25 protein-coding genes are annotated in these 22,266 nt (G+C 53.4%); 4 read left to right on the top strand and 21 right to left on the bottom strand.

Translation table 11 applies throughout. The features are described 5' to 3' along the window. Nucleotides 1–50: 50 nt before the first annotated feature. Nucleotides 51–566 (top strand): nuclear transport factor 2 family protein, encoded by a 516-nt coding sequence (locus ACMAY6_RS00555; RefSeq protein ID WP_435213522.1) that lies wholly within the window; start codon nucleotides 51–53, stop codon nucleotides 564–566. Between the two features lie 121 nt (nucleotides 567–687). On the opposite strand, the gene ACMAY6_RS00550 is transcribed toward ACMAY6_RS00555, so the two are convergent. Together ACMAY6_RS00550 and ACMAY6_RS00545 are read right to left on the bottom strand one after the other, a co-directional pair. Continuing rightward, nucleotides 688–981: an EscU/YscU/HrcU family type III secretion system export apparatus switch protein gene (locus tag ACMAY6_RS00550; RefSeq protein ID WP_435213520.1), complete on the bottom strand. Its 294-nt coding sequence runs from the start codon at nucleotides 979–981 to the stop codon at nucleotides 688–690. Further along, nucleotides 978–2,033 carry a flagellar hook-length control protein FliK gene (locus ACMAY6_RS00545; protein ID WP_435213518.1) on the bottom strand — a complete coding sequence of 352 codons (1,056 nt, stop codon included), beginning with the start codon at nucleotides 2,031–2,033 and terminating at the stop codon, nucleotides 978–980. Before ACMAY6_RS00545 ends, ACMAY6_RS00550 begins: the two co-directional genes overlap by 4 nt. Before the next feature lie 140 nt (nucleotides 2,034–2,173). On the opposite strand from ACMAY6_RS00545, the gene pomA reads away from it, so the two are divergent. The 3 genes from pomA to ACMAY6_RS00530 all read left to right on the top strand — a co-directional run bounded on the left by pomA (nucleotide 2,174) and on the right by ACMAY6_RS00530 (nucleotide 4,557). Then, a complete protein-coding gene (pomA, locus tag ACMAY6_RS00540) occupies nucleotides 2,174–2,941 on the top strand; it encodes a flagellar motor protein PomA (RefSeq protein WP_435213516.1) in 768 nt (255 codons plus the stop codon). After that, nucleotides 2,938–3,876, top strand: coding sequence for a MotB family protein (locus ACMAY6_RS00535; protein WP_435213514.1), 939 nt, complete (start codon nucleotides 2,938–2,940; stop codon nucleotides 3,874–3,876). Before pomA ends, ACMAY6_RS00535 begins: the two co-directional genes overlap by 4 nt. 135 nt (nucleotides 3,877–4,011) lie before the next feature. Then, nucleotides 4,012–4,557 carry a hypothetical protein gene (locus ACMAY6_RS00530; RefSeq protein ID WP_435213512.1) on the top strand — a complete coding sequence of 182 codons (546 nt, stop codon included), beginning with the start codon at nucleotides 4,012–4,014 and terminating at the stop codon, nucleotides 4,555–4,557. A gap of 28 nt (nucleotides 4,558–4,585) precedes the next feature. Here the strand turns inward: ACMAY6_RS00530 and ACMAY6_RS00525 are convergent, their stop codons facing one another. The 19 genes from ACMAY6_RS00525 to fliE all read right to left on the bottom strand — a co-directional run bounded on the left by ACMAY6_RS00525 (nucleotide 4,586) and on the right by fliE (nucleotide 22,256). Then, nucleotides 4,586–5,299 carry an RNA polymerase sigma factor FliA gene (locus ACMAY6_RS00525; RefSeq protein ID WP_435213510.1) on the bottom strand — a complete coding sequence of 238 codons (714 nt, stop codon included), beginning with the start codon at nucleotides 5,297–5,299 and terminating at the stop codon, nucleotides 4,586–4,588. Next, nucleotides 5,283–6,092, bottom strand: coding sequence for an AAA family ATPase (locus tag ACMAY6_RS00520; RefSeq protein WP_435213509.1), 810 nt, complete (start codon nucleotides 6,090–6,092; stop codon nucleotides 5,283–5,285). The genes ACMAY6_RS00525 and ACMAY6_RS00520 overlap by 17 nt, the downstream gene beginning before the upstream one ends. 95 nt (nucleotides 6,093–6,187) lie before the next feature. Continuing rightward, entirely contained in the window at nucleotides 6,188–7,291 is a 1,104-nt protein-coding gene (locus ACMAY6_RS00515) for a hypothetical protein (RefSeq protein WP_435213507.1), read from the bottom strand. Between the two features lie 78 nt (nucleotides 7,292–7,369). Next, nucleotides 7,370–9,451, bottom strand: coding sequence for a flagellar biosynthesis protein FlhA (gene flhA / locus ACMAY6_RS00510; protein ID WP_435213505.1), 2,082 nt, complete (start codon nucleotides 9,449–9,451; stop codon nucleotides 7,370–7,372). After that, nucleotides 9,441–10,595 (bottom strand): flagellar biosynthesis protein FlhB, encoded by a 1,155-nt coding sequence (flhB, locus tag ACMAY6_RS00505; protein WP_435213503.1) that lies wholly within the window; start codon nucleotides 10,593–10,595, stop codon nucleotides 9,441–9,443. Before flhB ends, flhA begins: the two co-directional genes overlap by 11 nt. An 8-nt stretch (nucleotides 10,596–10,603) precedes the next feature. Continuing rightward, the gene (fliR, locus tag ACMAY6_RS00500; protein WP_435213501.1) at nucleotides 10,604–11,377 is read right to left on the bottom strand and encodes a flagellar biosynthetic protein FliR; all 774 of its coding nucleotides are present in this window, start codon (nucleotides 11,375–11,377) and stop codon (nucleotides 10,604–10,606) included. A 3-nt stretch (nucleotides 11,378–11,380) separates the two neighbouring features. Next, nucleotides 11,381–11,650, bottom strand: coding sequence for a flagellar biosynthesis protein FliQ (fliQ, locus tag ACMAY6_RS00495; protein WP_435213499.1), 270 nt, complete (start codon nucleotides 11,648–11,650; stop codon nucleotides 11,381–11,383). Nucleotides 11,651–11,660: 10 nt separating this feature from the next. Then, the gene (gene fliP, locus ACMAY6_RS00490; protein WP_435213498.1) at nucleotides 11,661–12,407 is read right to left on the bottom strand and encodes a flagellar type III secretion system pore protein FliP; all 747 of its coding nucleotides are present in this window, start codon (nucleotides 12,405–12,407) and stop codon (nucleotides 11,661–11,663) included. Continuing rightward, nucleotides 12,404–12,829, bottom strand: coding sequence for a flagellar biosynthetic protein FliO (gene fliO / locus ACMAY6_RS00485; protein WP_435216073.1), 426 nt, complete (start codon nucleotides 12,827–12,829; stop codon nucleotides 12,404–12,406). The genes fliP and fliO overlap by 4 nt, the downstream gene beginning before the upstream one ends. Nucleotides 12,830–12,834: 5 nt before the next feature. After that, the gene (fliN, locus tag ACMAY6_RS00480) at nucleotides 12,835–13,185 is read right to left on the bottom strand and encodes a flagellar motor switch protein FliN (RefSeq protein ID WP_435213497.1); all 351 of its coding nucleotides are present in this window, start codon (nucleotides 13,183–13,185) and stop codon (nucleotides 12,835–12,837) included. Beyond that, complete coding sequence (locus tag ACMAY6_RS00475; protein WP_435213495.1) at nucleotides 13,185–14,156, bottom strand: FliM/FliN family flagellar motor switch protein; 972 nt, start codon at nucleotides 14,154–14,156, stop codon at nucleotides 13,185–13,187. The genes fliN and ACMAY6_RS00475 overlap by 1 nt, the downstream gene beginning before the upstream one ends. Nucleotides 14,157–14,164: 8 nt before the next feature. After that, a complete protein-coding gene (locus ACMAY6_RS00470) occupies nucleotides 14,165–14,725 on the bottom strand; it encodes a flagellar basal body-associated FliL family protein (RefSeq protein ID WP_435213493.1) in 561 nt (186 codons plus the stop codon). A 306-nt stretch (nucleotides 14,726–15,031) separates the two neighbouring features. Further along, nucleotides 15,032–16,555 carry a flagellar hook-length control protein FliK gene (locus ACMAY6_RS00465; RefSeq protein ID WP_435213491.1) on the bottom strand — a complete coding sequence of 508 codons (1,524 nt, stop codon included), beginning with the start codon at nucleotides 16,553–16,555 and terminating at the stop codon, nucleotides 15,032–15,034. Between the two features lie 160 nt (nucleotides 16,556–16,715). After that, on the bottom strand, nucleotides 16,716–17,165 hold the full coding sequence (gene fliJ, locus ACMAY6_RS00460) for a flagellar export protein FliJ (RefSeq protein ID WP_435213489.1): 450 nt from the start codon (nucleotides 17,163–17,165) through the stop codon (nucleotides 16,716–16,718). A gap of 10 nt (nucleotides 17,166–17,175) precedes the next feature. After that, nucleotides 17,176–18,609, bottom strand: a complete 1,434-nt coding sequence (locus ACMAY6_RS00455; protein ID WP_435213487.1) for a FliI/YscN family ATPase — start codon at nucleotides 18,607–18,609, stop codon at nucleotides 17,176–17,178. Continuing rightward, complete coding sequence (locus ACMAY6_RS00450; protein ID WP_435213485.1) at nucleotides 18,602–19,300, bottom strand: FliH/SctL family protein; 699 nt, start codon at nucleotides 19,298–19,300, stop codon at nucleotides 18,602–18,604. Before ACMAY6_RS00450 ends, ACMAY6_RS00455 begins: the two co-directional genes overlap by 8 nt. Further along, on the bottom strand, nucleotides 19,293–20,300 hold the full coding sequence (gene fliG / locus ACMAY6_RS00445) for a flagellar motor switch protein FliG (protein WP_435213483.1): 1,008 nt from the start codon (nucleotides 20,298–20,300) through the stop codon (nucleotides 19,293–19,295). Before fliG ends, ACMAY6_RS00450 begins: the two co-directional genes overlap by 8 nt. After that, on the bottom strand, nucleotides 20,293–21,924 hold the full coding sequence (fliF, locus tag ACMAY6_RS00440; RefSeq protein ID WP_435213482.1) for a flagellar basal-body MS-ring/collar protein FliF: 1,632 nt from the start codon (nucleotides 21,922–21,924) through the stop codon (nucleotides 20,293–20,295). Before fliF ends, fliG begins: the two co-directional genes overlap by 8 nt. 11 nt (nucleotides 21,925–21,935) lie before the next feature. Beyond that, nucleotides 21,936–22,256 carry a flagellar hook-basal body complex protein FliE gene (gene fliE / locus ACMAY6_RS00435; RefSeq protein ID WP_435213480.1) on the bottom strand — a complete coding sequence of 107 codons (321 nt, stop codon included), beginning with the start codon at nucleotides 22,254–22,256 and terminating at the stop codon, nucleotides 21,936–21,938. Nucleotides 22,257–22,266 lie beyond the last annotated feature (10 nt).

Genomic DNA, 22,266 nt, shown 5'->3' with positions numbered 1-22,266 from the left:
GGAATACTGCCTAGCAACATCGATGCGCCTAGATACCTAGGGGAGTTTTAATGGAGCCAAACGCAACCCCATCTGATCATTTCACCGAGCAGGAGAGACAGCGTTTACGCAGATTGTTAGATGAGGATGACATCCGAAAACTCGCTATCGCATACGCACACTCTTTAGACCAAGGCGATCTTGCCCCTCTGGGCGACATTCTTACCGACGACATTTGCTGTCACTTTGGTCCCTATGGCGAATGGCAGGGGTTGGATTGTGTTATTCAAAATTTTGAACAGGTCTTTCTGGACCTTGGGGGTATACCCTTCACCTCAATGCACGCCGGTAGCGGCCATTGCATTCACTTCCTAGACGCCAATAACGCCACAGGGCGCCGTCAGCTCATGGATTTTATGACGACCCGACTCCCCAAAGAAAACCCTGTAATGTGGCTAGCCCTTTACGATGAGGCCTACCAACGCACCGACAACGGCTGGAGAATTTCCTCAATCTCAGTAGAGTTCTTATGGCCGGAACGTCATATCAGTGCGGAATTCTCCAATAAGAAATTCCCGTCGAGCTAATGCGGCTTCCAAGTAAGGCCTCAAAATAAAAGGGACGCCTGCCGCGATGGCTGCCGTGGGAAACCCAAACTCAATCAACGTTATTGTGAACAGCGCACACAGCACCACCTCGCCATTATGCCTAGGCCCGGCTCTGTAGTGCCATTTCCATTTGCATGACAAACACTAAGACCTCGGCAACCGCGCGATACAGCTCTGCAGGTATCTCCTCACCAAGGGGCACCTGCGAAAGTAATTGCGCCAATCGAGGATCCTCAACAACCGGCACCCCCGATTCTTCGGCCTTGGCTTTAATGGCTTCAGCAATTTCACCACTCCCCGTAGCTACGACCACCGGGGCTTGGGCGCCGTCGTAGCGCAGGGCCACTGAAGACGGATTTTTGCGATTTCGCCCATCCCAAAAGTATTCACTCATGCTTCAACACTCAAGCCCGGAGCATCTGACGACGGATCGTTTCTTTGGGCTGTAGCATTGGCCGAGAGAGTGACCGCCCGAAAATTACGGAAATTCAGCTGATTTTCTAGGGATGACATTGACCGGCGCAGCCAAGCAGTTGTCTCGGGTTTATCGCAGTCAAAAGCCACGCTGACAGCGGAGCCTAGTAACTGCAGGCGCACAACCACAGAACCCATCTCAGGGAATTCAAAGCATAAAGAGGCCTTCCAGCACTCCGGCTGATCGACCTCCCGCGCTTCACGTTCAAGCTGCAACTGAACATCATGAAATTGTTCGCCAAGCTGCGCAGGCAGCGTAAATAGCCACCGCTGCCCCCCGTCCTCTTGGGGTAAAGAGGCCAGCTGCTGCTGGGAAATACCCTTAAGCAAGGCCATTGCCTTGTCTACAAGCTGATGCAGCGCCTTAATTTCGGTGGCACCCTCATCAAGATTATCTGCCAACGCCAAGGCAACCGCCTGTATTTGCGACAAGCTGGCTTTACTTGACTGGCTCGCACGGTTGCCTCGGCCTGCGAGTAAGTCTGCTTCAGTAAACAGGCCTGAGTCCCGCAGCCCCCGCTGCACTTCACCTGCAGTCAAGCTTTCCGCCTTTAGCGCCCGTCCCCGCAGTGCCCGAGTGAGCTCCTGCAGCTCAGGAGAACCGAAACGGGCGGCCTGTGTGCTGAGCTGATTCAATAGTGCTGCGGGGCGCGGTGACCCGAGTGCTAGGGTCGTTTCTACGGCTCGCCCACCGGCGTCAGCTCGAGGCAAACTGGCATCGGGAATTCGTCGCAGCACCAACTCTTGCCCAGCTTGCTTAACCTCCATAGCCATTCGAGTGCCCGCCTGAACAGGCAGGTCTGAACTGGCAGCAAAAGTCTTGCCCCCGATTGACAGTAAAACCGCGCCATTGGGGCGAGATTCCACAACTAAAGCCGTGAGTTGCTGCCCCACGCGCCAGTTCGACATTTGCACACCGAAGTTGCGCTGGTCGACTCTAGCGGGCGTCAATGTGAGTTGCAGCTCTTCCAAGGGTTTAAGACTCCATAACCTTCACTGAAATGACTTCTAAACTTTCTTGCTTATCGGACGCTCTAAGATACGATAAGGACCGACTTCCCAGTCAGCCCTCTCTTTAAGCCTCACACAAGGTATTAGCGACAGAATAACGCATGGATTTAGCAACTCTCTTAGGTTTATTAGGTGGACTAGCCGTTGTCGGAGGCGCGATCTTCATTGGCGGCGCGGCTCCCACATTTTGGAAGTTGGATGCGGTGCTGATTGTTGTCGGTGGTACCTTCATGACTGTTATGGTGAAGTTTTCCCTAAAACAGTTCCTAGGTGCCTTTAAAGTCGCGGGTCGCGCCTTTTCCAACAAAACCCACGATCCAGAAAGCCTAATCGCAGAGATCGTAAATCTAGCGAATATTGGGCGTAAAGAGGGCTTACTGGCCCTCGAAAAAGCGACTATTTCTGAGTCGTTTTTAAAAGACGGTATCCAGATGCTCGTCGACGGTAGTAATCAGGAAGTCGTAAAAGCTGTTATGGCCAAGGATATGCAGCAAACAATGGATCGCCATAACTGGGGCGAGCGCGTTTGGCGAGCCGTGGGCGATGTTGCGCCTGCCATGGGTATGATCGGCACCCTCGTTGGTCTGGTGGGCATGCTCGTCAATATGAACGACCCAAAAGCGATTGGTCCACAAATGGCGGTCGCTTTGCTCACCACCCTCTACGGGGCGGTCCTTGCCAACATGGTAGCTCTACCGATTGCCGATAAACTGCACCTGCGCAAAAGCAATGAAAAGCTAATTCACTCGATGTGCATTGACGGTGTGCTCGCGATTCAAGCGGGGCAAAACCCACGAGTCATCGAAAGCATGCTGAAAGCTTATCTGGATCCGGCCCATCGCGATAAAAATGCGGCCAGCAGCAAATGAGCGACGACGACGAGGAAGATTCAGGCCCCGCGGGATCACCCGCTTGGATGGCCACATTTGCAGATCTCATGTCACTGCTCATGTGCTTCTTCGTCATTATTTTGTCTTTCTCAGAGCTTGACGTTATTAAGTACAAGCAGATCGCCGCCTCTATGAAAGATGCTTTTGGCGTTCAACAAAACATGGAAATTACAGCGATTCCCAAAGGGACCAGCGTCGTGGCCACTGAATTTCAGCCGGGGATACCCGAACCCACGCCCCTTGAGCGCATTGAACAGGTCACAACCGATCAAGACCTCAACTCACTGCGCATTGGTAACCCCGATGCGAGGGAAACCGAAGCTAGAGAAGTAAAAGACCTTATCACCGAAGAAATGGAGATGCTGATCGAGGAGACTGAGCTTGATGCAGAAATGTTGCGCCGGCTGCTAAAGGCTGAAATCGAAGCAGGACAGATTGATGTGGAGAGCGAGGGTCGTACCATTGTCATTCGTATAAGAGAGAAAGGATCATTTCCCTCCGGCTCAGCACAACTTGATATCGGCTTCCTCGCGGTACTGGATAAAACCGGCTTCGCACTGAACGAAATTAAAGGCCTGATTTTTATCGAGGGCCATACCGATAACGTGCCCATTAATACTGCGCGCTATGGTTCAAATTGGGATTTATCTGCGGCAAGATCCGTTGCCGTGGCTGAGCGGCTTCTGGACGGTCCCAAGATGGACCCCGTTCGATTGACCATTTCTGGCCATGCCGACACACGACCACAAGCTCCAAATCAATCTTGGGAAGGACGTGCGCAAAATAGGCGCGTCGAGGTGGTTGTTAAGCAACCGCTTAGTGAAAGCCAAAGCACGTTTATTCGGGAGATGCGAGAGACAAACCCAGAAACTGTCAAAGCACTTGAAGATACCGGCATAAGGGCAAACCCATGAAACAGCTAGCATTCATTCGCGAGGCAGCCCGGACACATTATGCAGGCAACAACGTGCAGTGCCCTACCAAGCTAAAGCTGCACTGGCTGCTACTCGACAGTAACTGCCGACCACCGTTAGAGAGGTTTAGACACAATGGCTGATTTAGAAAACGAATGCGGTAGGGACTTCTTTCGGGTTGATGACGAGCTGCGTTTAAGCTGGATAAAAGTTGAACCCGACTCAATAACACCCCTAACCGACCGAAACATGGAACTGCACAACCTAAATGCACATCTGCAAACGCTCATTTCCACGGCATTTGGTAACTCGGCTGTGGTGGGTGAGGCTCTCGGGTTGTTGAACCGGAAAATTGAGTTGCTCAGCGGGGAGGAGGAAGACGTAAGCCTCAATCTCAAAACAGTTCCCGCAAATGTCAGTGGTTCAGGACTGGCCTTTGCATCGAATGAACCTCTCACGTACAACGAATCTCTCGAGCTGACCATGCTGTTGCTCCCGGTTAATGCTGCGGTTCGCGTCAGAGCCAGCGTCGTGACCTGCTCGGATTATTGGGGTCATGACTGGGCCTATTGGATACGCTCACAATTCGAGCCTGAGCAAGAAATCATTACAGAGCAGATTGTTCAACACGTGAATCTAAAGCAAATGCAGAGTCTGGCTTCGCGAAAGAAAGGGCGTTAGGCCTCCAACGGGCAACGTCAGCTGTCAGCTAGGTCCAGTCGGTGAGTTTAGCCCGAAGTCGGGCGACTGCCTGGCCATGAATCTGCGAGACTCGAGACTCACTGACATTGAGGACCATGCCAATCTCTTTAAGATTGAGTCCCTCGGTATAGTAGAGCGACATCATGAGACACTCTTTTTCGGGTAACCGTTCAATCGCCTCTACGACGGCCTCACGTTGGGCTGTATCAAAAACGGTCGTGGTAGTGGCATCGACTTCGGTTGGCACGTCCAGCTCTTCGAGCTGGCCGATTCGAGCACAGGCCAATTCTCCTGAAAGTTGCTGGTAGCTATCCAAATCCATATCAAGCTGATCAGCAATCTCCTGATCAGTAGCCGATCGTCCAACCCGCTGCTCAGCGCGTTCTATTGCTGCCGCAACACGTCCCAAGTCGCGTTGTACGCTTCTTGGCAACCAATCTCGGCTACGCAATTCATCGAGCATGGCACCGCGTATACGGATAGCCGCATAGGTAGAAAACTGAGCGCCTGAATCGAGCTGATGATCATCGGACGCTTTTAAAAGACCGATCAGGCCCACCTGAATCAAATCGTCCATTTCGATATGGGCGGGCAAGCGCACCAACAGCTGTTGAGCAATGCGCTTCACCAGAGGCAAGTGCGCACGAACCAGGGCATCGCCCTGACTGGCCCCGCCGCAAGCGCCGTATTCTGATAGCTTAGCGCTAGTGCTTAGGTTCACTGGGCTGTCGCAAAAGCTGTTCAACGAAAAATCCCATGCCCGGGACCGCACCGTCATAAATATTGCTGGTCAGTCTTCGACCGGCATCGCGAATCGCCACTGCTGCAGGCGATCGAGGATAAAGACTCACTAGCGCCCCACGCTCCTGAACAGCCCGACGCAGGTAAGCATCCGAGGGCACTCCACCCAAATATCCCAAATCGACATCGAGATACTTGTCCGTGACCGTCGTCAGTCGCTCGTAAACTTTTCGGCCTTGAGCCGCACTATCAATTTGATTGGTCAAAATTTCAAAGCGCCTTACGCCACGATCATTGCGCAGCACCTTCATCAATGCGTAAGCATCGGTCAGCGAAGCGGGTTCGTCACACACCACAACCACGACGGTTTTACACGCCGAGACAAAGGTTTGTACCGTGGTGTCGATGCCCGCCCCGGTATCAACGATCAAAACATCAGGGGCGTCTATTTGCTCAGAGAAAGAACGGACTAAATTGTTTTGCTCGGCTTGATCGAGACTGGCAAGTCGCGTCACACCGGAGGAAGCGGGTACGATTCGAAGTCCCTCAGGACCTTCAACGATGACTTCAGAAAGTTGATGCGTGCCCGACACAACGTCAGCGAGGGTTGGCCCTACAGACACACCCAGAATGACATCAACGTTTGCAAGCCCGAGGTCGGCATCAAGGAGAATGACATCTAGACCCTCTCGGGACATAGATACACCCAAATTAACAGCGATGTTGGTTTTGCCAACACCCCCTTTGCCGCCCGTAACGGCGATTACATGCATGGACTTCTCCTTTCTAAAAACTCCCTCATAAGCCCCGAGTCTCAAGGGCATACAAGGGATCGACCCTGCATCGTAGCGCAGTCCATACATCGCTGTCAGACCGCCACTTTGAGCTGAGCTGATTGACGTTCCAGCCCGCGTTTTGCAAGACGTTTGGCATTGGTCAGCATTTCGTCGCCAGACACCGGCAGCAAACTGTTTGTTCGGACGTCATAGCGACCCGCAAGCGCCAGCTCGCTCGCCACTACGGCGTCGATCACGGCACCAAGGGAGGTCGCCTCATCAACCTTGGTGGTTATGACACCGGCCAGTGGCAAGTGACGACTGTGATCAAGAATTTCACGTAGATGATCGCTACTCGCAGTGGCAGGGAGGGCGACAAATGCCGCAAGGCCACCACGTTGGCGTGCCAGCAGCGTTAGTACAGGATCCTGAGATCCTAACGCCGGGCTTAGTGCCGGCGTGTCAATGATGATTTCTCGGGCCCACCGACACCCCGACAGGGCCTCCGCTAGCTCGTCGTGACTGCGGGCACTGTACTGTTTAATGTTAAGACGTGTCGCCAGCTGACTTAACGGCGTGTCCTGACTGGGATCACCACAGTGCACCAGTGCAATTTGCTCCGGCGACAGACTGCCCATGCTCGCCTGCATCAGTGCAGCAGCTGTTTGCGTTTTACCGCTGCCGCTCCCGCCAATAATGGCTTTAATCCGGAACCCACCAAGCTCTTCACTCGACAGGCTGTTCAAGGCAGTCATCAAATGCTGCGTAACCTGTTGCCATGCTGCATTTAATCCTTCGACATGAGCGACACGGTCGGCGAGTTCGCCAGCCAATACCCGCCCTAATCCCAAGGTCGCCAACCGTTGGGCTATCGCGGCTGCCACTGGGCGCGAACCCGCCGTGTCCTGCCATCGACGCTCTCCCAGGGCTTGTTGCAAGGTCTCCCGTAAGCTGGCGAGCTCTCGCTTAAGCTGGGCCAACTGAATTTCATTATCGCCTGTCGCAAGCGCATTGGTATTGGCCGCGATACTCGGCGCAGTACCGCGGGTCATATCGGGCAACTCTGAGGTGGCACATATTTCTATGCCATCACTTGTCCGTTGACTCGAAAGCACGAGGGCATCAGGCCCGAGGTGCTGCCTAACCTGATCTAAAGCGGCGCGGTTGTCTCTGCCTGTAAAGCGCTGCACATTCATTCTCGTTATCTCCTTAACTGCGACGGAAAACCGACGGTTCACCGTCTTCTATCTATTTGTATGCAGGGACCGTGCCAATCACGCGGCATTACCCACAGTAGTCACCACGCGAATGCTCTTATCAGCGGGAACCTCTTCATAAGCGAGAATATAAAAGTTGCTCATGCGGCCCCGGAGCAGGCGCGATAGGAACGTACGAATCACTCCAGACACCAACAACACAGGACCAGCACCCTCACTTTCCATTCGAGCTGCAGAATCACCAATGCTGCGAACCAGGTTATCCAGCAGATTCGGCTCTACAATGCCGCGGTTTTGCTGCAGTGACTGGCCAATCATTTGCTCGAGCTGGGCATCAAGAACCATCACCGGCAACTCTGGACTCATTCCATTAACCGACTGAAATATTGAAGGTCCAAGCGCTACACGAACCGATGCCGTTAATGAATCGGGGTCGGTCTCGGGGCCACGATGGCTCGCCAAAGTCTCGGCAATCGTCCGCATATCTCGAATGGGCACCCCCTCCTCCAAAAGGTTGTGCACAACCCGAGTAATATCTGCCAAAGACATAGCTCCGGGTATAAGGTTTTCTACCAACTTCGGTGAGGTCTGCTTTAGGCGCTCAAGCAGTTGCTGAACCCCATCTTGACCGATCAACTTCTGAGCATTGTTGCGCAGTAGCTGGCTCAAGTGGGTGGCGATCACCGTACTGCCATCAACGACGGTGTATCCCGCTGTTTGTGCCGTATCACGGTTTGTAGGATCGATCCAAAGCGCCTCAAGGCCAAAGGTAGGATCCTTGGTTGCTATGCCGTCGACGTCGCCGAATACTTGACCGGGGTTAATCGCCAGTTCGCGATCGGGTACCACCTCACCCTCACCCATTGAGACCCCATGAACACTAATACGATACTGGGTAGGTCCTAAGTCGAGGTTGTCACGGATGTGCACCGAATCAATCAGAAATCCTAGCTCTTGAGAAAGTTTTTTGCGCACGCCTTTTATTCGGCTGAGCAAATCGCCGCCTTGGTTGGTATCGACCAGAGGAATTAAGCGGTAGCCCACTTCCAAACCTATGAGATCAACAGTGGATACATCCTCCCAACTCAATTCAGAGCTTTTCGGCTTTTCGATATCGAGGGGCTCGAGCTCCTCAACAATATCGCCAGCCGCCATAGACTGTTGTTTGAGAAAACCCGCCACCCCTAGCAAAAGGGCAAAAGACAAAAAGACTAAGTTAGGCATGCCGGGCACAATGCCCATCAGTCCAATGACGCCTGCAGCGACAAACAGCACTCGAGGGTTAGCGGTCAGCTGTCGGGTAACTTCAGCACTCATGTCCTGCTCACTGGACATGCGGGTCACAATAATCGCGGTCGCCGTGGACAGCAGCATCGAGGGTATCTGAGCAACCAAGCCATCACCAATGGTCAACAGTACATAGTTCTGTGCCGCGGTACCCGCGTCTAGATTGTGCTGCAAAGTGCCAATGGCGAAGCCGCCGATAATGTTAATAAATAGAATCAAGATGCCGGCAACGGCGTCGCCGCGAACAAATTTTGAGGCGCCGTCCATCGCACCGTAGAACTCCGATTCCTGGCCGATACGCTCGCGACGCTCTATTGCATCCTCTTGAGAGATCAGCCCGGAATTTAAATCTGCATCAATGGCCATTTGCTTGCCGGGCATCGCGTCCAAAGTAAAGCGCGCTGTAACCTCTGAAACACGCCCTGCACCCTTAGTGACAACTACAAAGTTGATGACAACGAGAATCGTAAATAGAACGAGACCAACGGCAAAACTGCCCCCAACAACAAACTCTCCGAACGCTTCAATCACCTTGCCCGCTGCACCGGGGCCGGTATGGCCATTGAGCAGTACAACACGGGTTGACGCCACGTTAAGTCCCAGTCGCATCAGCGTTGAAATTAGCAACACAGTGGGAAAGACACCGAAATCAAGGGGCCGAGTGGAGTAGATAGAGGCCATTAAGACCATGATCGACAAAGCAATATTGAACGTGAATAGAATATCCAGCGCCGCCGGTGGCAGTGGCAAAACTATCATCGCCAACATGAGCAAGATCATTGCTGGCGTACCCAGCCCGCTCATAATCGCCGCAAAACTCTGTGGGGGTGCGTTAACAGCACTAGTCGCCATCACTCAGCTCCTTATTCATAACGTCGGCATACTCGTCGGGTAACTCAATTGACTCAGGGCGAGGCACGTAGTCGGTAGCCTGCGCCTTGCGCAAGTGAAATACGTACGCCAAAACACGAGCAACTGCTAAAAACAGGTTGCCGGGAATTTCATCCCCCGCCTCGGTGCTCGCATATAACGCTCTTGCAAGAGGGGGCTCTTCGTAAATAACAATGTCGTGGGCTCTGGCAATATGGCGAATTTGCATGGCCATGTGATCGGCACCTTTCGCAAGTACCTGTGGTGCTGTATTGCCCTGCTGGTCGTACTTAAGGGCGACGGAGAAGTGCGTCGGGTTGGTAATCACCACATCGGCTGTCGGCACGTCAGCAAGCATTCGACGCTCAGCAATCTCGCGCTGCTTTTGGCGTATCTTGCCTTTCATTTCAGGGTTTCCGTCGGTCTCCTTCATTTCGTCTTTCACTTCCTGTTTGGTCATACGCAACTTGCGCGTGTGATCCCAAAGCTGAAAAGGCACATCAATAGCCACGACCAAAATCAAACTTGCTGACAGAAATATCAGTGTCAGCATGATCAGACGACCTGCCTGGGCAATGCCCTCTCCCACGGGCAGTGCAATTAAACCCATTACCTCGCGTTCAAAAGACAGCAGCACCAACGCGGCGACACCGGAAACCAGGAAAAATTTCAGGAGAGATTTAACCAATTCTAAAAGGGACTTCCGTGAAAAAATCCGGCCGAAACCTTTGATAGGGTCGATCTTGTCTAGCCCGGGCGACATCGACTTGAGAGAAAAAATCAGCCCACCCATGACAGATGGGCCCAGTAGCGCTACAAAGACGGTCAACACGAGAAATGGCACGATCATTTCTAGCCCTGACATAAGCGTAGCACCCAAAAATGGCGCCACTTCACTGGTTACCTTCATCGCTGCAGACGGCGGTGTTAATGCCCCGGTAAATAAACGGGTCACGGCGTCCATGGCGAACTCTCCGGTCAACCAAAGGGCCACCGCGCAGGGCAGTAACATGAGCAACGTATTAAGCTCCCGAGAGCGCGCAACCTGCCCCTTTTCCCTAGCCTGCTGCAGCCGCTTTGCGGTGGGCTCCTCAGTGCGTTCCTGACCTGTCTGCTCTTCTGCCACAGGTCCCCCTACATGAACACAGCCGGAACCTGCATCAGCGCCTGGTCCAGAAACTGGGACAGCGCGGCAATGAGGTTGGGCATATTAATAAACAAGACAAAAAAGCCGCCCATGAGTGTCATGGGAAAGCCGACTGCAAAAATATTGAGCTGGGGGGCCGTTCTAGTAATCACACCGAAGGTCACGTTCACCATAAGCATGGCGGCCATTGCAGGTAGGGCCAGTGAGATACCGCTGGCAAAGACCTTGCTGCCCAAGGCAGCAACTTCACTCAAACTGCTGACAGGGATACCGGATAAGTTTGGGGGCAATATTTGGTAGCTGTCGATCACCGTGGCGATCAAAATAAGGTGGCCGTCCAAACTTAAGAAAAGCAGCGTGGCAAGAATCACATACATTTGAGACAGAACAGGCACCTGCACGCCGTTTTGCGGATCTACGGCCATCGCAAAACCTAGGCCCATGGTCATTGAAACCGCCTGCCCCGCATAGACAACAGCACCAAACACCAGTTGCAGAACAAAGCCAATAGCGAAGCCAATACCCACTTCGCGAATAGCCATAAGCAAGCCGCTGGCGCTGAACAGGTCTGTGGTGGGCGGCGTAGGTATAATGGGCGCAGCCAATGCCGCGATAAGCACCGCAAGCAGGACACGAAAGCGAACCGAGACACCTGAGGCGCTAAATACCGGGGCAATTAAAAGCATTGCAGAAACCCGCAAAAATGGCGCCGACCACAGCACCATATTTTCCAGTATCAACTCTGCAGGTATCGGTAACACGATCTAGCCCACCAGCCCTGGAATATCCATAAATAGGCGCTGCGCGAAGGCTGTCAAAATTCGCAGCATCCAAGGGCCGATAACAAATAGTGTCACCACCAACGCTAGCAGCTTGGGAATAAAACTCAGGGTCATCTCTTGAATCTGGGTCGCAGCTTGAATAACACCAATGAACAAGCCTACCGCCAAGGCAGCGCCCAGCAAGGGGCCGGCAAGCAAGACAGCTAGCCACAGTGCGTCACGTCCCAAGTCTAAAACTGTTTCGGGTCCCATTTGCTGCGCCTCAGATCGCGAAACTTCGCACAAGGGTGCTGGTAACCAGCGCCCAACCGTCGATTAAAACAAACAGCATGAGTTTGAAAGGCAGTGAAATAATAATCGGTGACAGCATCATCATTCCCATCGCCATAAGGATGGCCGCGACCACCAAATCAATGACGAGAAAGGGTACAAACAAAAGAAAGCCTATCTGGAAAGCCGTCTTTAGTTCACTGACAAGAAATGAAGGAAGGAGAACAAACATAGGTACGTCGTCCTGACTGGCAAAGGCGCCATAACCTCCCATCTCTGCAAACATAGTGAGATCTGAGTCGCGTGTTTGGGTAAACATAAATTCTCGAAACGGAATTTCCGCGGCCTTCAGCGCACCTTCGAAATCTACTCCCCCGTCAAGAAAAGGCTTTAGTGCCGTGGTCCATGCAACATCAAAAACTGGGGCCATGATGAACAGGGATAAAAAAAGTGATAATCCCAGAATGATTTGATTGGAGGGTGTCTGAGCCGTGCCCATAGCCTGGCGTAAAATAGCCAGCACAATGAGTACTCGGGTAAAGGACGTCATGGTAATGAGCATGGCAGGTAACAAAGTGAGTACCGTCATGACCAATAAAATTTGTATCCCTAAAGCATAGTCACTGCCCCCGTCCGCGTTTGGCGTGGTCGATACCAGGGGTATGGTGGCCTGCTGGGCCAGCGCAGTCTCAGGCAACCAAACAGCTAGTGCCGCCGCAATAATTAGGAAAACCTTCACGACGAACTGTCCTTTTTTCCCATGACGTTCTGCCAAACTTCCGAGAATTTAAGTGGGGGAGCCGGCGTTATGTCTTGGGCTACCGCCGGCTCGTCGAAAACATGCAGCGCGGCGACACGGCCCGGGGCCACGCCCAGAAGAATTTGTTGATCGCCTACGCTAACCAAAACAGCACGTTCCCGTTGTCCTAGACCGAGGCTGGAAACAACCCGCATTTGACCCCCGACAGCCTGACCCACACCGTTGACTCGTCGCATAATCCAAAGCGCACCAAACAGCAGGCCAATGACAAGGGCCAAAGACGCTATGACCTGACCTAGGTAAGACCAGGAAAAGAGATCAGCGGTGCTGGGGAGGGTTTCGCCCGCTCCAGTCTCCGCCAAAGCGGTGCCAGAAAAGGCCATCAGTAACAGAAGACGCATCACAATCAGCTGCCTAACTGCTGAAGCCGTTCTTTGGGGCTGACGACATCAACCAAACGTAGACCAAACTGGCCTTCGGCAGACACCACTTCCCCCCTCGCGACCAGCGTGCCATTGACCATAAGGTCCATGGGTTCAGACACACTTCTGTCAAAGGTAACCACACTACCCGAAGCAAGAGCGAGGAGCTCTTTGATCGTCATGCGTCGACGCCCCACCTCAACGGTGAGATACACTGGAACATCCATAAGCAAATCAAGATCGATCTCCCCATTGCCGTCACCCGCACCAGCATCCGCAGCCTCGCTTAACTCAGGTGGTGTTGCTGTGGTCATGTCTTCTTGCTCTTCGGCCATTATTTACTCCTAGAAAAATCAGTAATCTGAACTGCACGACTGCTGTCATGCGCGCCATATTTGCCGCGCGCAATGCCACTGCCTTCAACCATTAATTGGGCTGTTTGAGGTTCGCTAATAGGAATCACGGTTCCCGCCTTGAAGGCCAGCAGATTGCGCAGACTGGTTTCCAATAGGGAGACGACGCCGCAGACCTCAACATCAATTTCGGGCACTGCGCTTTGTAAACGTGCTTCCCATTCGGGCTCAACCACCACCTCCGGCTCGTCTCTGCGTGTCGGCATAAGTCTTTGCGCCTGCAGCGCCATTGAGTCATAGGGCAATAACACTCGAAACTCACCCTGATAATCGCTACCGCAGGTGACGGAATAGGTGAGCACGACGTAGCCCATATCAGCGGGCAGTAATGACAGTCGATCAGTCGTGATATCGACGTAAAGATCGCCAGGCTCGAGAACAAGTCGGTCAGACCACACTTCAACCAAGGTGCGCAGCACATCCTTAGCCAATTGCTCACTGAGACGCTGCTCGCTGGGAGTGACTTTTCCAGCTAGCTTGGGGGATGCCACCGTGCTGCCACCAAAATATTGATTGACCAGAAAGGACAGAAAGTCGCCGGGCACCTCTAGGTGACTCTCTCCTTCAAGAGGTTTGATTTCAGTAGTAATCAAAGCCACGCGGTCAGACATCGCCGGTATAAGGTCGCCTACTCGCGCAAAGAGGGGTGCAAAAGGCTCAATCGTTGCCTCCTGACCAAAGTTTCTCAGCATCACACCTTGAAGAACTTCAGCGTGGGCACGGACCAGGCCATCGAGCTCAGACCACTTTGACAGGGTCAGGGCTTCGCCGGCACCGAAGTCATGGGATTTAAATTGCCCATCGTCGAACACGTTGTCAGTGACAGCATGATCAACAAGGGCCTCTATTTCCTCTTCGCTCAGAACCGGTTGATTGTCGTCGGCTTCAGACACAGTAATACCTATTGGATAACAAAAGCCGTGAAATACACGTCTTCGACTCGGTCGCCCTTGGGACCCAGTTCAAGCACATCATTCACGGCTTTGAGAGATTCAACGCGCAAACGCTCGCGTCCGGCGATCGTGCGCACTTCTTCAAAATTCTGAGAGGCAAACAGGAGTAACAGGCGATTGCGGAGGGCTGGAACGTTATGTTGTGCGTCATCCATAACGCTCTTTTCATAGCCGACTAGATCGACTTCCGCCTGAATGTATCGCGTAGATCCGTTGTGCTCGACAGCAGCAAGAAGTTTACCCACCGTAATGTAAATATTGTGGCGGTCATCCTTTTTCTTGCGGTCGCGGTCGCTGTCTTCCTCTTCCTCATCGACTTCGGCGCTTTCGGCTGAATCTGGGTCGTCAGCCGTCATGTTGCCAACAAAAAAACCGGCACCAATACCCATGCCTAAAAGCAGCATGGCACCTACAATAAGCAAAATAAGCTTGCGCTTACCGCCACTGCTGCCTTCAGAGGGCTCCTCGTTCTCAGATTTCTTCTTTCTGGTGGCTTCTTCTTCAGCCATTGCTTCAATTCCTTTGTCAGTTTCTGCCCAGAGGCAGGACTGCTATCAACCTGTATCAACAGATAAGCAACCCGCGTACCACGCAGAATTTATTGATATTAAACAACAGTTTATAGTCGGATTTTTGCTGGGCGTCAGTGTTTTGACGGGCAGAAAAGCCTGCCGGCTAGCCTAGCCGTAAAGTAGTAGGCGTGGAAGAGAGGAAAAAATTTGAGCTGTACAAGCCCACAGCTTATCGGTGTTCAAATTGGCGCAGTCGTAACACCACTTGCAACAAATCTAACGCCGGCTTGCTTGCACAGATTTTCACGCATAAGCATCGAGAATGCGGTTAGGGTCGGCGCCCTGATCAGGCGCGTTAGCAAACACACCATCTTCGTCATCACCACTGCTATCGGGACCATGCATGTCGTTAGAGCCTGCGTCATTTTGAGCAAGAGCAGCGCCGCCTTGATGACCCTGCTGAGAGACTGAGCCCTCTGCTAACTGCAAACCCGCCTGCTGAAGAAATTCCCGCAAGCGTGGCATGGCCTGCTCAAGGGCTTCTTTCGCTTGGGCGTTGTCTACAACGAAGGCGACTCGGGTTGCATCACCTTCAGATGTGATGGCAATTTGTAAGCGCCCTAGTTCGGCTGGATGAAGATTTAGCCGAGCTTCGGTATTGCCCTGCCCTTGTATCATGCGCACTTTGGCAATCACTTCCTGTGGGAAATCTGCCGCATCGGGAGATGCTTTAAAACTGGTCATCTGAGTGGCCGCAGTTGCGGTTGGTAACTCTGCAGAACGTGAACTTGAAGCAACGCCCAACCCGGGATTGATCAGGGTATCAGGTGCGCGCGCTGCGCCTTCAGTATTGAAAGACCTTCCGTCGCGAGGACCACCAGCGCGCGCTGCGCTAGAATCTAAGACCACATCTAGGGCGTCGCCCGCCAACGTGCTAGCAAATTCAGCACTAGGGTTATTGGACGCGGCCGCAGTGCCCAACGGTGTAGTACCTGCCACAGCAGTGACACCACTGCCACCTTCAGTGCGGCGCAATTGCGCGTCCGCTTCTGGCGTGGGAATCGCTGCAGTGCTGTTGGCTTGAGGAATACGAATGGGGCGCGAGTACCTCTGCTCCGCACTGTAGTTCAACTCACTTAAAGCATTTTTTTGCCTGAGGGTTTCCCCTGGGGAGGCCGGTGTACTCGGTGCTGCCTGATTTATTGGCGGGCTTGTTGCGCCCACCATACTGCCGGTATTCGCTGACTTGCTCCGCAAATTGCCAGCCATCAAATTATCCCCGTCCACGGGATCTGATTGTGGTTTTAACGGTGGCGTATGAGCTGCGGCTGTGTTGACACCGCCAACCAGGGGTTTCCTACTTGCACCTATAAGATCCTGATGTGGAGACTGAGGCGCTTCACTCGGCGAATTAGCGAGAGGCAAAGCACTTGAGGGGCTCACGGGCGTTGAGGTGACGGCCGCCGCTTTATCGAGGGCCGCCTTCATGAAAGGCGAAGGTGTCAGGGCACCCATCGACATAGCATCTGCGGCAATATCTTCAGGTGTCACTGCACCCGCGACATTGAAATTTTCAGGGTTCGGCAGCTCTTTGCCGTTATCGGGCAAGGCCTTGCCGGCCTGTTGGCTCGGATAAACCTTCGATGATTCGCTCATAGACGCGTGCGCAGCACTCTGTACAGGTGCCGCTTCGCCAGCGTCGCGTGCCGCTGCGTCAAATGCAGCGTTGAACGCCTCGCCTTCTGCAGCCCCCGCTTTCTCGGCGCTAGTCGGGGCAGAGTCTGCTTTTAAGGCAACCAAAACTGCCTCTAAACCTGCTGTGTTCATAACCTTTTATCTCCAACCGCTCTTCAATCATGAAAAACGAACTTCAGGATTAAAGTTAAAGGAACCAAGTCCTTTGCTCACTGTGTTATCTAGCCCGACCTTGTGTCGTGGCGACGTATAAATTGCTATTACCCCGAAAACTGCAAAGGCCATGCCAAGTTTAGGTCGAGGTGTAATTCGGGGCAGTATTTCGAATGGCGTAGAGATCGTCGGCAAGCTGCTGCTCGTGGCGATCCTGAAGCCGCTGCTGTTGTGAAGTGCGTAAAATTTTAAGCCGCTCCAAGGCCTGCACATAGCGTGCGGCATCCATCCATTGCTCGCTTAGCGACTGCAAAACTGCACCCTGCTGCTCTACGGCATGGCCCTGTTTTATGATCAGACCGTCGAGCTCGGCAATAAACCGGCGCCCCTCAAATAAAGCCTGTGCGGATATGCCTTGCTGGGCCTCCCGTTTTGCCTGAGTGACATACTGATCCTGATAAGCCTGGAGTTGCTCAAGCTGATCTTGGGCTAACTGCCATTGCGCCTTACCTGATGCCAATTGGCCTGCTGCCAGGTCGCGCTTTTCTTCAGCCAGGCGAATTACCAGTCTCAGTTGCTTTATTTGCACAGGCTAGGTGTCAGCGTGCCGCGGGGGCCAACGGTGTCGGCATCGTTGTTGACGGCTTTTGCTGTAACGGTATTTGCGTTGCCGGCCCGGTATCCTGCTGCATGGCTTCAGAGACCTTTGCCAGCTCTGCAAGGCTGCTTCCAAAGTCTGCAGCTTGGCCTAGAGGCTGTTCGATCAATTCATGAACCGCACTATGATGACGAATCGCAAGATCAATTTGCGGATCTGTACCAGCCCGATAAGCCCCCATTGCAATAAGGTCACGATTGGCTTGATAAGTCGCGTATACGTCCCGCACCTGGCGAGCATGCGCTTGCTGACTGTCGTCGGTAATTTGTAGCATAGCTCGACTGATAGATGCCTCTATGTCGATAGCCGGGAACAAACCGCTGTCTGCCATCTTGCGCGACAATACGACATGGCCATCAAGAATTGCCCTCGCTGAATCGGCGATGGGATCCTGAAGGTCATCGCCCTCGGTGAGTACCGTATAAACTGCGGTAATAGAGCCATCACCCAAATTACCTGCGCGCTCTATAAGGTTGGGCATCACTGAAAACACCGAAGGCGTGTAGCCTCTTGAAACAGGGGGTTCTCCGGCAGCCAACCCAATCTCACGTTGTGCCTGAGCAAATCGGGTCAGCGAGTCGACGAGCAACAAAACGTTGAGTCCCTGACCACGAAAATATTCGGCAATAGCGGTAGCACGCCAACAGCCAGCAACCCGCATTAAGGGTGATGTGTCGGCAGGAGTAGCCACCACAACCGCTTTCTTTAATCCTTCTGCACCGAGGCTATCTTCGACAAACTCGCGTACCTCACGGCCGCGCTCACCGACAAGACCAACAACAACGACATCGGCCTCGGTGAAACGAGTCATCATGCCCAGTAAGGTGCTCTTACCCACACCACTTCCAGCGAACAAACCGATACGTTGACCCCGGGCGACTGTTAGCAAGCTATTGATGGCGCGTATGCCGACATCGAGGGGCTTGGTTAGCGCACCGCGATTCATCGGATTTAAGGGCTCGCCATGCATAGACACTGTGATGTCACCCGACGGTGGCGAAAAGCCATCGAGAGGTCTGCCGGCACCATCGATCACGCGGCCGAGTAAACCCGGGCCCACCGGTATGCGATCGCTGCCCTCAAGGGGCTCCACGATAGCTCCGGGTCTTAGCCCTTCGGCGCTGCCCTCGCACATCATGACCAATCGGTCACCTTGGAAGCCGATAACTTCGGCCTCGACCGGCACGTGGCCATGAATCAGGCAGCGCGAGCCAATCGGCGAACGTAACCCAGCAACCTCTAGCCGCATTCCCGACAAATGCACCAACTGACCAGTTTCCACGGGATTGGGCGCCTGCACTTTTTCTGCAAGATCACCAAGCCGCTCTGCAAAACGACCAAACTGTGCCTGGCGAACGTTGGTGGCATCAGACATTTTCTTCACCAGTCGCTGCCGGATTAGCTCCAGCTGAGGGCGGCCCACTAAAACGATCTGCTATCGATTCGATATCGCTCACCGATAACGCGGGGGCAGTTTCACGGCCGCTGTCATCAACCCTGCGGGTTTCTCCTGCTATGGTGGTCAAAGTCTCACGAACCATGGTTTCAACCCGCATATCAACCAACGCGCGATCGGCACGCAACATGCAGCCGCCTCGCTGAATATTGGGATCGGGCGTAATTCGACTGTCAATATTTTCACCGCTTAATACGCCGGTGACCACATCGTGGTCAGCAGGATTCACACTCACCTCTACCGCCGTTTGGACAAAACCCAATGCCGATAGAGCCTCTGTCAAAACCCGCGCAATCGCATCTCGATCGGTGCTCAACTCACGTCGAATCACCGCCTCACTCATCGCCACAGACAGCCCCATAAGATGGCTGTGAATGTTTTCTTCCATGTCGGCGAAGGGCTGCTGCATGCCGTCCCAAAGCGCTGTCATTTGAGCCACTAACGCTTCAGCTTGCGCTCGGCCAGCCTCCTGCCCACGTTGCAATCCCTCTTGGTAGCCGCGCTCGCAAGCTTCTTCGAGTCGTTGTACCTGCTGCGCCTCGGCGTCAGCAGCCGTTATCACTCTAAGTGCGGGGGGCTGCCAAGTCGCAGCACTGGCTAACTCAGACATAATCACCGCTCGCTCGACCCAACATGATTTCACCTTCATCAGCTAAAGTTTGGGCGTTTATCAAAATCTGCTTCTGAGCGGTTTCAACCTCAGATACCTTCACCGGACCTTTAGCGTCCATATCGTCCTTTAAAATTTCCGCAGCACGCTCTGACATATTATTAAAGAATCGCTCTTGCAAACTGGCATCGACACCCTTTAAAGCCACCACCAAATCCTCAGTGGCAATTTCTCGGATAAGTCGCTGGAAGCCACGATCATCGAGTGACATAAGATTATCGAAGACGAACATTTTCTCTTTCACATCGTCGCCCAGTTCCTGGTCGGTGCTCTGCAACGACTCTAAGAGCGTTTTTTCCAAAGACGAGGACGTTGCATTAAGAATAGCGGCGGCGTTGTTGACGCCCTTTACCTTGCGCGGCGGCGTTTTTTGGAGCTTGCCTAATTGACTCGACATCACGCGATCAAGCTCTTCCATGGCACGGGGATCGAGCTCTTGCATGCGAGCGATGCGCAAAATTAAATCCTTTTGAAACTCCTCGGGAAAAAGCGCTAAAACTTCGGCAGCGTGATCGTCCTCCAGTTGTGTAAGCACTGTCGCTGCGATTTGTGGGTGCTCCTCAATGAGTACCGCGGCTATCGCCTCTGCGGCCATCCAATGCAAGGCGTCGACCCCGGAATGTTCCTCAGGCTTGTCGAGTACTTTAGAGAGAATGGTTTTGGCACGGCCTTCCCCCAATGCCGTAGTCATGACGCGCTTAGTAAATTCAGGTGCCGTAACCGCCAAAGGATTAATCTCGGACGCTTCGGTACAGAATTTGGCCAGCACGCCGCTGACGTCTTTATTGGTTAAGCCTGAGATTGTGGCCATTGCCTCGCCAACTTGCTGCACTTCTTTGGCGCTCAGATGCTTCATGACCTGAGTGGCAGTATCTTCCCCCACACCCAGTAAAAAAATTGCGGCGCGTTCTGCGCCGCTCATATCTTCAAGATTAGCCATCAGTTGCCATCCAATTCTTTACTACGTAAGCGGCGCGCGCGGGTTGTTCGTTGACCACGTTACGCGCCATGGCAATGCTCTGGTGGTAAGCCGGGGTGGTGGTGCCCGGAAGCGCCGCCTGTGCCGGCCCACTCAGGGCAACCGTGTCATCATTTATGCCGCTGTCTACTGAGAGAGGGCTTGCCAGCTGTGGCAATCCATCTGAAGGCGGCGGCGGTGGCGGCGTGTAGCTGGTGGAATAGCGAATCAGTGGCCGGATCACGGTTAAGATCAACATCAATAGCGCAATCAGTGCCAAGGCTCCTCGACCCACCTGCCAGATCCAATCCTGCTCAAGCAGGCCTGGCTCAGGTATTTCTTCCAGCGCCTCAGGTGCCACGAAAGGCGAGTTGATCACGCTCACGGTATCGCCCCGAGCATCATCAAACCCAACCGCCTCTCGGACCAGTGCCGTAATTTCATCCAGCCGGCCTTGCTCCAACGCTGTGCGATTGCCGTCCTCATCACTCACGTAATCAAGCACCACGGCAACCGAAAGTCGACGGAGTTTGCCCGGAACCTCGCGGACGTGGCTAATGGTCTTGTCCATCTCAAAATTGCGCGTTGCTTTACGGCTCTCCCGAGTAGGACTGGGGGCTTCTGCAACGACATTTTCTTCATTGTCCGGATCTGCTGCACCAGGAGGCTGATCGGCTAGCTGCCCTGGGGCACCTTCTGCTGCGATTGACTTCAAGGTGAGGTCTTCGGTGGTCTGCTCGCTGCGCATAATCGTTTCGGGAGAATACTGCTCGCTCGTGCTTTCCACCCGGGTGAAGTCGAGATCTGCTGTCACCTGAGCGCGGACTGCACCAACGCCCAGAATCGGCTCGAGGATGCTTTCAATTCGGTCATTTAAGGAGTCTTCAAGTTGCTGGGCAATTCTGAACTGCTCCGAGGTATAGCCAAAATCATTGTCTTCACCGTCTTCACTGGACAGCAACTTACCCGCTTGGTCGACGACTGACACCTTGGAAGCCTGAAGCTCCGGAATGCTCGACGCCACTAAATGCACAATACCGGCGAGCTGGCGCTCACTGAGGCCACGACCCGGATATAAGCTCACCATGACGGAGGCCGATGGTTCCTGTCCGCGACGAATGAACGCCGACTGCTTGCTGGCTGCTACATGAACCCGCGCGCCTTTAACACTGTCCATCGCTGAAATAGTGCGCGCCAGTTCTGCCTCCACTGCACGGTTGTAGCGAGCTTGTTCCATGAAACTGGACAAACCCATTTCCTGCTCTTGATAAAGCGACTCAAAACCCACACCACCTCCCCGCGGGAAGCCCTCACTGGCTAGTGCCATGCGTGCTTGCGGTATTTGGTCGCTGGGAACGCTTAATAAACCCGAACCTCCTGCCATGGTGTAGGGAATTCCGTTGGCCTGAAGCAAACTAACGGCGGTAGCATTGTCTGCGGGAGACATGGCCCCATAGAGTGGCTGAAAGTCAGGCTTCATAGCCCACTGAATAACACCCACACCGAGTGCGACACTGGCCGCCATGCCAATAAGCAACGCCATCTGCCGGGTTACGGGCTGAGCGGCAAAGCCACTCACACGATTAAGAATAGGATTATCTGCCATGATTTACTGCCTCAAACCTGCATGTTCATGACTTCTTGGTACGCGTTTAATAACTTGTTGCGTACCTCCGTCATGCCCGTGAACTGTAAGCTGGCTTTTTGCGCGGTCACCATGACCTCAGCCAGAGAGACCGTTGGATCGCCGGACTCAAATTGTTGTGCCAAACCTTTAGAGACCTGAATCGACTCATTCACCTCATTGAGAGATTGCGACATTAAAGAAGAAAATCCAGAACCACCTACGCTATCCAAACCCGATTTGGGTTCGCTGGTCGCTTGACTGGCCATGGTTCGCATCTGCGCGAGCACCTGATTAATTGCTATGTCACTCATGGGATAAGAT

Origin of the sequence: Luminiphilus sp. nBUS_16, from assembly GCF_051201645.1 — a bacterium.
Lineage (GTDB): Bacteria > Pseudomonadota > Gammaproteobacteria > Pseudomonadales > Halieaceae > Luminiphilus.
This window is presented reverse-complemented; position numbering and strand designations above follow the sequence as displayed.